Consider the following 15354-nt stretch of genomic DNA (forward strand, 5'->3'; position numbering starts at 1 on the left):
AAATAAAGTAAAGCTTTATTTTTTTTATGTGTAATTTTTCAAGAATCGAAGCGTTTATTTATAGACAAATTTTCCTAGTGTAGAATATGAATTTTAAGAATACTTTTTTTGTTGTTATAGGAATTTTGTGCTCGCAATTAACATTTTCACAAGAAGGACTTCCTATTTATACAGATTATCTTACCGATAATTATTATCTGATCCATCCATCTATGGCAGGGGTTGCCAACTGTTCAAAGTTGAGGCTTACAACCAGGCAGCAGTGGTTTGGTCATGAGGATGCACCAAAATTATCAACAATGAGTGTTAATGGAAGATTTGGAGAGTCTCCATCAGCATATGGGGCTATTGTGTATACCGATAGAAATGGATATCATTCGCAAACGGGTGCTTATGTAACCTATGCGCATCATTTAATGTTTTCTAGAAATCCAATTGATTTAAATATGCTATCCTTTGGAATAAGTGCTGGAGTTATTCAATATAAATTAGATGAAACAACGTTCTTGTTTGATGGTCCTGATAACATTATTGATGGGATTGTGCAAAGTGAAACGAACTTTAATATAGATCTTGGTTTTTCTTACCATTATTTAGACTATTATGCCCATGCTACGGTTAAGAATTTATTAAAAAATTCTGGTGTTAATAATGATATCGAGATTACAAGTAATCTACGCCGTTATTTATTCTCTATTGGAGGTGTTTTTGCTAAGTATGGTAGCGAGTGGAGTTACGAACCATCGGTTATGTTTCAATATAAAGATGGAACCCAAGAAGCATCTATAGATTTTAATGCTAAAGTTTATAAAAATGTAGATTTTGGTAAAATTTGGGGTGGTATTTCTTATCGAAACAGTTTTGATGGAGCTCAATATCTGGATGGCTCTGGTGTGAGCAGTCAAAAACTAAGACAAATTACGCCGCTTTTAGGTGTTAATTATAATCAGTTTATGTTTGCATATACGTATACCTATCAGATGAATTCACTTGTTTTTACTAATGGAGGTTTTCATCAATTAACTCTTGGTTATAATTTTAATTGTAGAAAAGAAAAATACGATTGTAATTGTCCTGCAGTAAATTAAAAAAGACTCGTTTTGCAACGAGCCTTTCTTTCTTAATTCCAAGTATAGTGTTTCTTTTTAGCTTGTTCTTTAATAGCTTTGGTCATGGCATTTTCTAAACCATTTGTGTCTTTTTTGTTTTTTGTGATATAGCCTTTTCGTTTTAAATTAAGTGCTTGAATTTGTTTTTGAATCGCATCACGTTCTTTTCGTTTCTCATTGACATAAGTTTTAATTTCTTCTTTGGTTTTTCCTTTTAAGATATTAGGTAAAGCATCATCTTTTAAGTTTTCAATCGTAACCTCATTCAATTCAACAGCATCCACTAAATCCCAACTCTCATTTTTGTATAAATAAGAACTTTTACTAACGGATCTGCTAACAGCATTTGCTTTACCATACGAGCCTGCATTACTGTCTTGTTCTGCTTGCAAGGCGATTTTTTCTTTTCCTTTATCGCCATAAATAACATAGGTTTTATTCAATTTTTGATTTAATATCAAGATGTCGTCATCATAAGGAGTTGCAATATAAACAGTAGATTGATTTTGATTTATAGCCATATAATCACCCTTGGTTAAATCAGCTCCATCTTTCCAATAGGTCGATATACCTTGATTAAAATCGCCACAAAAAATAGTGTTTACAGTAACATCTTTTTCATTAGCATTCGCAGAAGCATCTTTGTAGTTCGTTTTTCCTTGTGTAAAAGGTTCGTTGCCCGCAATAAAAATTAACTTTAAATCATCAGGATTTTCACCCCAATTCAATTGGTTTAAAGAGGTTTGAATAACTTGTCCACAATACTCTTCACCGCCATTAGTGGTTAATGAAAATAGTTCTTTTGAAATTTCATCTAAATCATCACTAAACCCTAAAACTTGTCTTATATAACCTTCTCTACTGTTTAATCTGTCATTACCATATTCATATAAAGCAATTTGTAAATTGGGCTTATTGGTTCCACATTTTGCATATGATAATTCGTTTACAATATCCCAAAGTTGTGCTTTGGCTTGGTCTATAAGGCCATCCATACTGTTGCTAGTATCTAATAATAAAGCTACTTTAATAAACTGTTTATTGGGTTTTAGTTTTTCTATTTCAGTTTGATTTAAAGCTATGTTTTCCTTTTTTGTTTTAGCATGACACGATAGGAATCCTGCAAGCGCAGTGAATAAAAGAAACGTTTTAAAATGTGTTTTCATAATAATTTTGTTTTTTGATTAATACGGTAAAACTAGAAGCATCCTTTTTATTAAAAAAAGCACAATGAGCAAAAAGGGTATCTCATTGAGTAAACAAAACTTTTAAGTTCGTAAACAGGTATTTTTATACTAAAAAACCACTAATTTTATAAAATAGCCGTTTTAATATGCCAAGTAAAGTGCGTAAGTTTATCTCATATAAATAATGCATGAAATTATTTTTAAAACATATATGGATTTTTATTGCAGTATGTAGTGTTAGCAATTCGTTGGCGCAAGATATTAACTTTGATAAGCAACCTAGTTTCACTGTTAGAGGTTCCGTAGTTGAAAGCGATACCAATATCCCTATACCTAATGTGAATATTGAAGTAAACGGAGGTGCGTATACCACAACCGATACTTCCGGGAATTTTAGAATTGAAGTAAAAAAAGGAGACGAACTTACTATAAAGCATAAGGATTTTGAAACCGTTTATTACATCATACAAAGTAATGAACGCATTAAGGTTGAGGTGCAACCCAATAAAGAAGTTGCCGAATATTCTAAGCTAAAATCCTTTTCAAGAAACAATAATGAACTCTTTAAATCGTTGATTGATTCTGCCGATGTGTACTTGAAAAAAGATGCTAAAAAGAGTATTCAGTTTATTGAAAAGGCCTTAGGAGCAAGTAATTCTTCAAAAGAAAATAGTGAGGTTTACGAGGTTTTAGGGGATGTTTATTTGTATTGGAAACAGTTTGATTTAGCAGTTTCTAATTACCGAATTAGTCTTCAAAATTCACAAACAAATACGGTTACATTAAAATTAGCGAAAGCCTATAAATTAAATGGAAACTATCAAGAGAGCCTTCAAATCTATAATAAAATTAATAAAAGTGAATTGACGAATTGGCAATTAACCGAGTTGTATGAAGGACTTGGTGATGTGTACCTTTTAACTAAAGATTATAATCGCTCTGTTGCGAGTTATCAAGCCGGATTAAAAGTAGCAAAAGAACATTTAATTACGCCTAAAGTAACCGATTTAAATTCTAAAATAGCGGAGAGTTATGCTGCTAAAGGCGATTTAGAAAATGCTCAAGGATTTTACAATAAATCTTTAAAATTAGCAAACAGTCAAAATAAAAAACGTGCTGTAGAAGAGAAAATAAAAGTAGCCGATTTTCAGAATAATATTAACGATTATTCTAATGAAATTCAATTAAGAAAAGAAGCTTTAAATGACATTAAAACTATTGAAAATGATTCAGTTTTTGATAATGAAAGTGCGCTAACACTACAAAAGCAAAATTATAAAATCGGGAATGCGTATGCGCAACAAAAGGACTATGTAAATGCTATTCCTTATTTAGAAAAAAGTATTGCAGAAGCTGACAAAAAGGAAGATTTGATTGTTCAAAAAGACGCTACAAGAAAGTTGTCTGACGTGTATCGTGATGCAGGCGATTACAAAAAAGCCTTAAGCGTGTACCAGGAATATGTAGATTTGGTTGATAAAGTATATATTAAAAAAGAGCAAGAAATTTCTCAAGCGGCGCGTTTTAGTAAACAACTAGTAGCCAAACAAAACAGAATTAATAGTTTAGAAAGTGATAGAGAATTATCTGAGAGTAAATACCAACTAACTACTGAGCAAACCAAACGACAACAACTCATTATTTATTCGCTTATTGGTGGTGTTTTATTGCTTTTAGTGGCTGCTTTTTTAATGGTTAAGTACATCAAACAACAGCGGTTAGCTAATAATTTATTGGCATTAAAAAGCTTGCGTAGCCAGATGAATCCGCATTTTATATTTAATGCTTTAAATTCTGTAAATAGTTTTATAGCATCCAATGATGAACGTGCTGCAAATAAATATTTAACAGATTTTTCATTACTTATGCGAGCTGTTTTAGAAAATAGCGAAGAAGATTTTATTCCGTTGGAAAAGGAAATCGAACTCTTAAAGCTATATACCAAATTAGAACATTTTAGGTTTCAAGATAAGTTTGATTATAACATTCATATAGATGAACATATTAGTAAAAGCGATTTTGTAATTCCCCCAATGTTGCTGCAGCCTTACATTGAAAATGCTGTTTGGCACGGTTTACGTTATAAGAAAACAAAAGGACGACTAGACATTGATATTATGCAAACTAGTCCAGACGAAATACAAATAACTATTACAGATGATGGTATAGGTAGAAAAAAATCTAAAGCTTTAAAAACGCAGAATCAAGAAAAGCAGCGTTCAAAAGGTATGGGTAATATTAAAAAGCGTGTGTCTATTTTAAATGGTATGTATAAAGATAAAGTAGACGTGTTTATTGATGATTTTCAAGATGAAGAAGATACAGGTACTAAAGTTGTTGTAACATTAAAAAAGGACTAAATGAAACTAACCTCCATAATTGTAGAAGACGAAGAAACAAGTAGAAATATTCTTAAGAACTACCTCAAAAAATACTGTCCTAATGTAACAGTTTTAGGAGAAGCGGCAAATGTTGACGAAGCCCTAGTTTTAATACGAAACAACGATTTAGATGTGATATTTCTCGATGTTGAAATGCCTTATGGCAATGCGTTTGATCTTCTTGACAAGGTAGGCGATATTAATTTTGAAACAATCTTTGTAACTGCTTATAACCAGTATGCCATTGATGCGTTAAACGCGCACGCCTCATATTATTTAATGAAACCTATTTCTATTGATGAACTTATAAAAGCAGTAGATTATGTAACCGAAATTAAAACTAAAGAAGACGCGCTACAAAATGATGTGTTGATACCAAAAACGAATAGCGTTAATGGGAAAATAACGATTCCGCAACAAGACGGATTTGAAGTTATAAACACCTCTGATATTTTGTATTGTAAAGCCGATGATAATTACACCGAAATTTATTTGAATAACAACAAAAAGAAACTGGTTAGTAAAACCCTTAAATATTTTGAAGATGCTTTAACAAGCACTAGCTTTGCACGAGTACATAAATCGTATTTAGTAAACGTGAATGAAGTGGTTAAATACCAAAAAGGTAAGGGAGGAAGCGTCGTGCTTAGTAACGGAAAAGAGATTATGGTTTCAGCTTCAAAAAAATCAGAGTTATTATCATATTTTAAATAAAAAATAAAAACATACAAAATGCCTCTAATAAAAACCCTTAACGGAATAACACCCAAAATACCGGATGATTGTTATATAGCCGAAAATGCAACCATAGTTGGAGATGTTTCGATGGGAAACCAGTGTAGTGTATGGTTTAATGCTGTTATCCGTGGTGATGTTCACCACATAAAAATGGGAAATAAAGTGAATGTTCAAGATGGAGCTATCATTCATGCAACTTACAAAGTATCTCCAACAACAATTGGTAATAACGTATCTATTGGTCATAACGCTATGGTACACGGTTGTACAATTCACGATAATGTGCTAATTGGTATGGGGAGCATCGTGATGGATGATTGTGTTATAGAAAGCAATAGCATCATTGCGGCTGGTGCCATCGTTACTAAAAATACACATGTAAAATCTGGTAGTGTTTATGCAGGAATACCTGCTAGAAAAGTAAAAGATATAAGTGAAGAATTAATATCTGGAGAAATAAATAGAATTGCAGATAACTATGTAAAGTATGCTAGTTGGTATGAATAGGTTTCTTAAAAATGTAATAGGATGCCTTTTAGTTGTCCTATTTTTTGGATGTAAAAGCACTCAAGTAACTCATTATAAAAATTTAAAAGTTAAGTTTTTAAGCGAGTATATTTTACCAGACACCATTACTGTTGCTAATACACGCATTGGTGGTTTATCTGGAATCGATTTTTATAATGGCAGGTATTACTTGGTTTGTGATGATTCAAACAATCCAAGATTTTATGAAGCAACTATAAGTATTGATGGTTTTAAGATAGCCTCTATCAATGTTAATAAGGTTGTGGAAATAAAAGATCAATCAGATTTTTTAGATTTAGAGTCCATAAGATTTAATAAAGCATCAAACCAAGTACTTTTAACAAGTGAGGGGCATATCAAAAATCAAAAAGATCCGATGTTTTTTTCGGTTAATTTAGACGGAGAGTTAGAGACACGATTTAAAATTCCTGATGAATTTAAAGCTAACAGTCCCGAAAGACCAAGACATAATGCAACATTAGAAGCCCTCTGTCATAGTTTTGATGATAAAGGTTACTGGATAGGGATGGAATTGCCACTTATGGCAGATGGTTTAGAACCACAGTTAACCCCAACAAAGTCTCCAGTGCGGATTACCTACATAGATTCCGAAACAGAAAAGCCTGAAAAACAATTTGCATATTTTTTAGATCCGATTGCTAAAAAACCTTTAGGAAATTTTTCAGTTAACGGACTTACAGATATGCTAGAATATGATTCTAATATATTTTTAACTATTGAACGTAGCTATTCTAGCGGACTAGGAAATCAAGGAAACACCATAAAACTTTTTAAAGTTGATGCTTCAAAAGCAACTAATACATTGAATATAAACGCTCTAAGTAATGCCGATTATGTATCAGCTAAGAAAGAATTGTTGTTTAATTTTGAAGATGTAAGAAGCCAATTAACAAATCAAAGTGTTGATAATATTGAAGGCATTACATTTGGACCGCGGTTGCCAAACGGACATCAATCATTACTATTGGTTTCAGACAATAATTTTAATTCAATGGGAAAGCAATTAAATCAGTTTATTTTGCTTGAACTTATTGATGACTAAGATGACGGTCGATTTTAGAAATCTAAATAGTTAACATCAACATTATCGTTTAAAATACCTTTTAAAATTTTAGGATTTCCGTTAGTGTAAAATTGATTTTTTGAAGTTGTATGCTGTAAATTCAGAAGATCATGCTTTTCTAAAACAGCTTTGGTTTGTCTTGCCACAGCCTCACCAGAATCAATTATTTTAATATGCTTAGGTAATAATTCTAGTAGCAAAGGCATTAAGTATGGATAATGCGTACAACCTAAAACCAAGTAATCTATATTAGCATCAAGCATGGGTTTTAAGTATGTTTTAAGAAGAGCACGCATTTCTTTGGTATCGATTCTACCCATTTCAATCAACTCAACAAGGCCATCTCCAACCTGCTCAATCACTTTATGTCCATGCACATACAAACTACTCGTTGTATAAAATAACTCGCTTGTAAGGGTGCCTTTGGTGGCTAAAACACCAATAGCTTTGGTTTTAGAATTTAAAGCAGCCGGTTTTATAGCTGGTTCAATACCTATAAATGGCACGTTATATGTTTTTCTAAGGAAACTAATGGCATTAGTAGTAGCTGTATTACAGGCCACAACAATGAGTTTACAGTCTTTTTCTAATAGATACTCGGTGTTTTTAATACTTAAATTTATAATAGCATCTTTTCCTTTAGAGCCATAGGGAGCATTAATACTATCAGCTAAATATATAGTGTTTTCAAGAGGCAATAGGCTATGGATCTCTTTCCAGATGGAAGTGCCTCCAATGCCCGAATCAAAAATACCAATAGGTTTTGTATTCATAGTATACAAAAATAAAAAAGCTGCCTTTTAAAAGACAGCTTTGTATAAATTAAATAACGTAAAATTATTTTAAATACCTAATTCTTTCTTAACATCATCAAGAAGATTTTTACCATCTGTTAAGATTACAACTCCTTGAGATGAATCTAAAACATAGTCAAAACCTTGTGCTCTACCAACTTTTAAAATAGCTGCTTTTGCTTTTTCAGTAATTGGTTTTAAAAGATCTACTTGTTTCTTTTGCATGTCTTGTTGCGCTGTGGCATTGTATTGACGAATGTTTTGCTCTTTTTCTTGAACTTCTTGAGATCTTTTAGCATTCTCTTCATCAGTTTTTGTAGGAGCTTCAGCTTCGTATTGTTTTACCAATTTTTGAAACTCTGTACTCATGTTTTGCAAATCTGCCTGGTATGTTTTACCTAAGGTTTCTAATTGCGCTTGAGCTGCTTTATATTCTGGCATTGCAGAAATTAAGTCTTCTGTGTTTATATGAGCAACTTTACTTTGAGCTTGCGAAAAACTTATGGTTCCAAGGCATACTACGGTCGCTAATAAAAGGGTTTTTAATTGTTTCATTTTTAAAATAGTATTAAGTGTTTATTAATTGTTATTGTTTATACTGTCTTTAGCTTTTTGACGTTCTTCTAATATTTTATTTTTTCTATCTTCTAATTCTTTTTTTCTTGCTTCTCTTTCTGCTAATTTTCTAAGTCTGTTCTCTTCTATTAATTGTTCTCTTGTTTTTGTTTGAGGATCTTTTGCTGCAGTTTCTGTGGTCTCTGCGTTTTCCATAGAATCTGTTTCGGTTTCCTCAGTTTTATTGACATTATTTCTAGCATCTATTTTTGCTTGTCTTGCTTTTGCTCTATCTTCTAATATTTTCTCATGTCTGGCATCCGCTTCTTTTTTAGCTGCTTCACGCGCATCTAAAATTTCTTGTCTTCTTTTTTCAATAGCGTTTTGTCGTTCTGTTTTTTTCTCTTCAAGTGCTTTTTCACGAGCCTCAAGTTCTTCGTTGATTTCTGGTATCAGTTCTTCTTCTTCTACAGCTTTTCTTTCAGCTTTTGATTGTACTTGATTTCGTTTGGATGCTCTTGTGATGCTTCTTAATATTTGCTCGCTTAAATCATACTGTTTAGCAGAGTATAACATAGTTGCATCTGAGGATTTATCAAATACAAAATCATATTTTCTGCTAGCTGCTAAATCTTGAACAGCAGCAAAAATTTGATCTTGAATAGGCTGCATTAACTGTTTTTTTTGAATCATTAAATCACCGTTAGGTCCAAACCGTTTTTGTTGATAATCTAAAATTTCTTTTTCTTCAAAAGCAATATCTTCTTCGCGTTCTTCAATAAGTTCTTTTGTTAAGAGCGGTTTTTCATTGCTTAAATCTTTTCTTTTCTGTTCAATCCCAGCTAACCTTTCTTCAATTTCATTTTTCCATTTTTGAACTTTATCATTCAACTGTGCCGTTGCTTCTTGATATTCAGGAACATTTTCCAAAATATATTCTGTATCAATATAGGCTATTCTTACACCTCGTTGTGCTTGTGCTGTTGAAGTACTCAACAAAACTATAACTGTCAATAAAAAAAGAACGTTTGTTTTTATGTGTCTATTCATATTTCTAATCAGTGCCACATGTAACTTGCAAATATGAGTTTCATCAAATTTGATAATCTTAAAATCTGCTCGTTTCATCTGTTATTATTTTTATAATTTATATGCTATAAATTCTAAAAACGACAGATGATTATTTTTAAATTCTGTCACTTTTTGAATTGCATTTTCAAAATTAACGAATTTTAATCTTAAAAATTTCAATTCTTGTTTCAAATCATTAAAGTATTATTAGAAAATATCGTGCCAAGATTAAAATTGTTGACCAATAATGAAGTGAGTTTCCCATCCATGAGCTTGTGTTTCCGTTGATAACGGATCAAATCCGTAACCAAAATCAATTCCTAATAAACCAAATGCAGGCATGAAAATACGAATACCTAAACCAGCAGACCGTTTAATATCGAATGGATTATAATCTCTAAAACTGTTATATGAATTACCACCTTCCATAAAGGTTAGTCCATAAATTTTAGCCGAGGCTTTTAATGTTATTGGATAACGCAATTCTAATGAAAACTTGTTATAAATAGTTCCCCCATCTTGATCTGATAATGATTGGTTAGGATAGCCTCGTAAAGCAATAGCTTCTCTTCCATCTAAACTGTAAGTTCCTAAACCATCACCTCCAACAAAAAAGCGTTCAAAAGGAATAATACCTCTATTATTATTGTAAGCGCCTAAGAATCCAAATTCAATACTTGGCTTTAAAACTAAATTTTTAACAACTTGTGTATACCAATCTCCTTTAAAGTTTACTTTGTAAAACTCTAACCATTTATAGCGTTCTTGATCAATTTCCCCCATCACTTTATAGGCCTCTTGTCTGTCAAAATCAGACGTTGTAGGGTCACTATATATAGCTTCTTTGGCATCACGCTCGTCTTTCAAAGCTTTGTAATCTACATTATTGAAAAGTGAGTAAGGAATTGACATTTTTGCAGTCACACTAAAATTGGAACCACCAGTAGGGAATATAGGATCAACACGTGTGTTATTTCTGCTAAGCCCAATAGTGTATGATAGGTTTTTAGAGCTACCATTACCAAAAGTAAATAATCCTGTATTATAATTTTGTAAGTCGTAATGCTGAAAACTAACCGCTTGTGATAAAGTGAAATAGTCATCTGGTACGGATAAACGTTTTGCTAAACCAACCGTAATACCGGTTATATTGAAGCGTTTACTTTTATCAGCATTTCGGGTTTGATAATTATACAAAAATTGTTTTGTATGTGATAAAGAGGTTGAAAACTGTACAGGGCGTTTACCACCTAACCAAGGCTCTGAGAACGAGAAGCTGTAGGTTTGATAAAATCGGCTAGCTTGTAAACGTAACGCTAATTTTTGGCCATCTCCCATAGGGATTGGTTTATAGGCTTCTTTTTTAAAGATATCTTTTATTGAGAAATTATTAAACGATAGCCCAAGAGTCCCTATAAAACCACCACCACCGTAACCACCTTGTAATTCTATTTGACTCGATCCTGTTTCTTTAACAGAATATTCCATGTCAATCGTTCCTTCGTTTGGATTTGGGTTATTAAAGTTTGGTGATATTTCTTGAGCATCAAAGAAACCTAGCTGACCAAGCTCTCTTACTGTTCTAACAACATTTGCTTTACTGTATAATTGACCGGGACGTGTACGTATTTCTCTGTAAATAACGTGGTCATTGGTTTTATCATTTCCAACTACAGAAACTTTATTGAAATAGGCTGGTTTGCCTTCAATAATTCTAATTTCCATATCAATAACATTATCATCTGCACTAACTTCAACAGGGTCTATTCTTGAAAATAAATATCCGTTATTTTGATACCAGTTGGTAATATCGTCTGCATCTGGTTTAGAATTGTCTGCAATACGCTTTTGAAGTAACACGCCATTATAAGTATCACCTTTTTTAATACGTAAAATTCTACTTAATAATTGATTTGAATAAACAGTATTACCTATAAAAGTAATATTACCAAAAGTATATTTTTCACCTTCATTTACTTTTATTTTTAACGAAATAGTTTTATCGTTATTTTCTATGATACTGTCGTAAATAATTCTTGCATCTCTGTAGCCATTTTCTTTATACTTGTCTGTAACACTAGCTAAGTCTTTTTGATAGGCTGAATCGATAAACTTAGAACGCTTTAGTATGCGTAAACGATTAATTTTTTTAGTATTTTTCATACTCTTTCTAAGCTTTTTATCGCTAAGAATAGTATTTCCTAAAAACTCAATATCTTTTATTTTTACTTTTTCACCTTTATCTATATTCAAAACCATATTGACTTTAGATTTTTTTAAGGTGTCTTGCACTTCAATAGTATTAATATGTACTTTTGTGTTTAAATACCCTTCTTTTTTATATTTGGTAGTAAGAAAGTTTTTGGTTGTAGTGATGAGATTTTCTGTTACTTTGGTGCCCTTTGTAAGTTTATTGTCTTTTATAATGCTTTCTTTTTTGCCTTTTTTAACACCGTTAATTTTTACTTCGTTAAGCTCTGGTAAATCAGACAATTTTATTTGTAGATAGGCAACATTACGGTCTATTTTTGTAACATAAATTTCGATATCGCTAAATAATTTTGAATTCCAGAGTTTCTTAATAGCATTACTAATATCTTCACCAGGAATAGTTATTTCTTTTCCTTTGCTTAAACCAGAGTATGTTACTATTGTTTGATCACTAAAACTAGAATTACCAGAAACAGAAACATCTCCTAGAATATATTTTTCACCTTTATTATAAGTAACTTCTTGAGCTTGAATTGTAATACTGCTTATAATGATTAAAACTGTTAAGCAGTGTTTAAAATATGTTTTCAATCGTAATGATTTATCTAATTTGTTCACTTGTTTTCCCAAATCTTCGTTCTCTTTTTTGATATTCAATAATAGCTTGGTATAAATCTTCTTTTGAAAAATCAGGCCAAAGGGTATTTGTAAAATACAATTCGGCATAAGCTATTTGCCAAAGTAAAAAATTACTTAAACGTTGTTCACCACTGGTTCTTATAAGTAAATCTACGTCTGGTAAATTTTGCGTGTAAAGATGCTCATTAATAATTGATTCATCAATTTTTTCGGCCGAAATTATATTATTTTTAACTTTAACAGATATTTCTTTAACGGTGTTTACCAATTCTTCCCTTGAACCATAACTCAATGCTACCGTTAAAGTCATTCTATTATTTAGCTTTGTTTTTTCCATAACCTCGGTAAGTTCTTTATAAACTTTTTTCGGAAGTGTATTTAGATTGCCTATGGTGCAAAGCTTAATATTATTATCAAGAAGGGTATTCATTTCTTTCCTTAACGAAGAAATTAAAAGTCTCATAAGTGTTTCGACTTCTAGTTTTGGTCTGTTCCAGTTTTCTGTTGAAAAGGCATAAAGCGTAAGATTTTCAACCCCAAGTTCTGCACATCCTTCAACAACTTGTCTCACTGCTTTTGCACCATTTTCATGTCCAAAAGCTCGAGCCATACTTCTAATTTTAGCCCAACGCCCATTGCCATCCATTATAATAGCAATGTGATTGGGTAATAGGTTTTCTTGTATGTTGTTTTTTAAGCTCATTGATTTAAACAATAACACGGATTTTGTCCGAATGTATATGTAAGGGTAATGCCTGAAAACATATACCAATCATTATTATTTTGATTACCGAATCTATAAGTTTGATGTGCCGCTTCTTTAGGGAAACTTCCATCAAGGTTATCTGTAAAAGTATAACGGGCTCCTACTTCTATGCCGAAAACAAAGCTATCTAAAAAATTGGCTTTAAAGCCTAAAGCCATTGGAATACCAAATGCCCAACTAGAGGTGTTTTCTGGAGTTTGTACAGTGTTTAAGAAATAATAATCATCGTGATGTGTGACGGTGATTCCTGTAAATAAATAAGGGGTAGCTACTTTTTTACCCGTATGTAAATTAAAATCTGTAAAAGTAAATTCCATCCCGGCAGAAAGTTCTATGATTTTAGTTGAAAAATCATAATCTCTTTGAATACGCCTTGGGTCGTCTGACTTAGAATCAAGTCCTTTTAAATCTGTAAAGATTGCTGATATTCTATAGGAGTGTCGTGGGCTTCTGTTCCATTTATAAATACCACCTATAGCTAGTTCGTTAGGAGCGATATAATTTGTGGCTCCAACGTCGCCTATAAAATTACTCCCTCCAATAAAAACTCCAATTTCATTAATTTGAGAGTAGCTAGAATGAACACTTAAAATGCTTAATATAATTATGGTTAAATATCTCATAAAGATTTAAAAGTTTGCAAATATAACAAATAAGATTTGGCGAATACAACTAGTAACTAATTGAATTAGTGTAAAAACAAAAAAACTTATGAATTATTGCCTAATTGCGTTTGTCTTCGCCCCAAAGTAGTTTTTTTCGAAGCGTTGTTAAGAAACTTTCATTTAATAAATCAACCATTTTAATTTTAAAAGGGGCCTTTTTTATAGTGATAAGAGTTCCGTTTTCTAAAGTGGCAATTCTGGAGTCTAAAGAAACCAAATGACTTTCTTCTCGCCCTGATACTTTTAATTGAATAACTGTTGAATCAGTAATTATTAAAGGTCGTGCACTTAAATTATGAGGTGCTATAGGAGTAATTACAAAACTATTGGTATCTGGTGTTATTACGGGACCGCCACAACTTAAGGAGTATCCTGTCGATCCGGTTGGTGTTGAAATAATAAGACCATCACTCCAGTAAGATGTTAGATATTCCCCGTTTAAATGAGTTTCAACGGTAATCATTGAGGTTGTGTTTTTTCTGCTAACGGCAATTTCGTTCATAGCAAAATTCATCGCCTCAATTTCTTCATTTTTTGAAGAAGTTTCTATTGATAATAAGCTTCGTTCTGAAATTCTATACTTTCCGTCTATAATATTTTGAAGCGCATTTTCAATGTCGCTAACTTGAATAGTTGCTAAAAACCCTAATCTTCCTGTGTTAATACCAATAATTGGGATATCTAAATCTTTAACAAAAGTAATAGCTCTTAAAATGGTTCCATCTCCACCAATACTTATTAGTAAATCAAAAGATTCATCTAGAGTGTCAAATTGTTTACTTTCCAGATAATGTATTTTATTGGGGTCACTATCTTCAATAATTTCAAAAAAATGACTTTCAATATAAGCATTGATATCTTTTTTTTTGAGGTATCTAAAAAGTGTATCTACAGAAAACGTAGTGGTAGCATTATAAAACCTTCCAAAAACAGCAACTTTCATAATCTACATGTTTAGATATTTATTCAAATAATCAGATCGATCTTTAAGGCTTTCAAGATAACTATCTTCTTCATGTCCAGATATGATATTATAACTATAACGCCTAAATGTTTGTATAATATCGTTTAGGCCAGTATTTCCAATTTTTAAAGTTACTTCTACAAGGTCTGTACTCATATTTGATACAAAAGCCCCAAGTAACTTTCCATCATTAGATTCCACAATCTGGCTAATTTCACTGAATGAATAATCGTTAATTCCTTTTTCAACAACTAAGACACCACCAGCTTCAGAAAAGAAAGGAGTGTCATTAAACAACCCAATGATGTCTTTAAGTTCATAATATCCTAAATAGTCATTTTTATCATTTAAAATGGGCATTACATTCGTTGAGTTTTTAGCAAAAGCCTCTAAAACATCCAGCCACATGGTGCTCTCTCTTACAAAAAAGGGTTCGATAGAATATTTGTATTCACTTAATGGTTTATCACTATCAAAACAGTGTACATCGGTTTCAGAAAAAGAACCTATAAAGATACCATTTTCGTCTTTTACAGGAATGTGAGAAAACGTTAATTGATTAAAAAGCAGCATTAAGTCAGTAACTTTACTGTTGCTTTTTATAGGTTTTATATCATTTAAAATGTATAATGCAAGATCCATTGTTGTGATTTATATGTTAA

14 protein-coding genes are annotated in these 15354 nt (G+C 31.8%); 5 read left to right on the forward strand and 9 right to left on the reverse strand.

Annotated features, from left to right (window positions below):
• Positions 1–86 precede the first annotated feature (86 nt).
• A complete protein-coding gene (locus tag G5V56_RS06090) occupies positions 87–1088 on the forward strand; it encodes a PorP/SprF family type IX secretion system membrane protein (RefSeq protein WP_166962897.1) in 1002 nt (333 codons plus the stop codon).
• A gap of 32 nt (positions 1089–1120) precedes the next feature.
• Here the strand turns inward: G5V56_RS06090 and G5V56_RS06095 are convergent, their stop codons facing one another.
• The gene (locus G5V56_RS06095) at positions 1121–2275 is read right to left on the reverse strand and encodes a vWA domain-containing protein (RefSeq protein WP_166962899.1); all 1155 of its coding nucleotides are present in this window, start codon (positions 2273–2275) and stop codon (positions 1121–1123) included.
• A gap of 209 nt (positions 2276–2484) precedes the next feature.
• Here G5V56_RS06095 and G5V56_RS06100 point away from each other — a divergent pair, with 209 nt between their 5' ends.
• The 4 genes from G5V56_RS06100 to G5V56_RS06115 are packed head-to-tail and all read left to right on the forward strand — an operon-like array spanning position 2485 to position 7006.
• Positions 2485–4656, forward strand: a complete 2172-nt coding sequence (locus G5V56_RS06100; RefSeq protein WP_166962901.1) for a histidine kinase — start codon at positions 2485–2487, stop codon at positions 4654–4656.
• Positions 4657–5391 (forward strand): LytR/AlgR family response regulator transcription factor, encoded by a 735-nt coding sequence (locus G5V56_RS06105; RefSeq protein WP_166962903.1) that lies wholly within the window; start codon positions 4657–4659, stop codon positions 5389–5391.
• A gap of 18 nt (positions 5392–5409) precedes the next feature.
• Positions 5410–5922, forward strand: a complete 513-nt coding sequence (locus tag G5V56_RS06110) for a gamma carbonic anhydrase family protein (RefSeq protein WP_166962905.1) — start codon at positions 5410–5412, stop codon at positions 5920–5922.
• Positions 5915–7006: an esterase-like activity of phytase family protein gene (locus tag G5V56_RS06115; RefSeq protein WP_166962907.1), complete on the forward strand. Its 1092-nt coding sequence runs from the start codon at positions 5915–5917 to the stop codon at positions 7004–7006. Before G5V56_RS06110 ends, G5V56_RS06115 begins: the two co-directional genes overlap by 8 nt.
• A gap of 14 nt (positions 7007–7020) precedes the next feature.
• Here G5V56_RS06115 and murI read toward each other — a convergent pair whose 3' ends face one another.
• From murI to G5V56_RS06155, 8 genes are all read right to left on the reverse strand, one after another.
• Positions 7021–7800 carry a glutamate racemase gene (gene murI / locus G5V56_RS06120; protein ID WP_166962909.1) on the reverse strand — a complete coding sequence of 260 codons (780 nt, stop codon included), beginning with the start codon at positions 7798–7800 and terminating at the stop codon, positions 7021–7023.
• Between the two features lie 69 nt (positions 7801–7869).
• Positions 7870–8376 (reverse strand): OmpH family outer membrane protein, encoded by a 507-nt coding sequence (locus tag G5V56_RS06125; protein WP_166962911.1) that lies wholly within the window; start codon positions 8374–8376, stop codon positions 7870–7872.
• 24 nt (positions 8377–8400) lie between these two features.
• Positions 8401–9504, reverse strand: a complete 1104-nt coding sequence (locus tag G5V56_RS06130; RefSeq protein WP_240911232.1) for an OmpH family outer membrane protein — start codon at positions 9502–9504, stop codon at positions 8401–8403.
• Between the two features lie 171 nt (positions 9505–9675).
• Positions 9676–12288 carry a BamA/OMP85 family outer membrane protein gene (locus tag G5V56_RS06135; protein WP_166963317.1) on the reverse strand — a complete coding sequence of 871 codons (2613 nt, stop codon included), beginning with the start codon at positions 12286–12288 and terminating at the stop codon, positions 9676–9678.
• Complete coding sequence (locus G5V56_RS06140; protein WP_166962914.1) at positions 12260–13000, reverse strand: isoprenyl transferase; 741 nt, start codon at positions 12998–13000, stop codon at positions 12260–12262. Before G5V56_RS06140 ends, G5V56_RS06135 begins: the two co-directional genes overlap by 29 nt.
• A complete protein-coding gene (gene porG, locus G5V56_RS06145) occupies positions 12997–13686 on the reverse strand; it encodes a type IX secretion system protein PorG (protein WP_166962916.1) in 690 nt (229 codons plus the stop codon). Before porG ends, G5V56_RS06140 begins: the two co-directional genes overlap by 4 nt.
• A 100-nt stretch (positions 13687–13786) precedes the next feature.
• Positions 13787–14671 carry an NAD kinase gene (locus G5V56_RS06150; RefSeq protein ID WP_166962918.1) on the reverse strand — a complete coding sequence of 295 codons (885 nt, stop codon included), beginning with the start codon at positions 14669–14671 and terminating at the stop codon, positions 13787–13789.
• A 3-nt stretch (positions 14672–14674) separates the two neighbouring features.
• Complete coding sequence (locus G5V56_RS06155; RefSeq protein WP_166962920.1) at positions 14675–15334, reverse strand: CBS domain-containing protein; 660 nt, start codon at positions 15332–15334, stop codon at positions 14675–14677.
• Positions 15335–15354: the final 20 nt, after the last annotated feature.

The sequence above is a fragment of the Yeosuana marina genome (genome assembly GCF_011762485.1).
Taxonomy (GTDB): domain Bacteria; phylum Bacteroidota; class Bacteroidia; order Flavobacteriales; family Flavobacteriaceae; genus Yeosuana; species Yeosuana marina.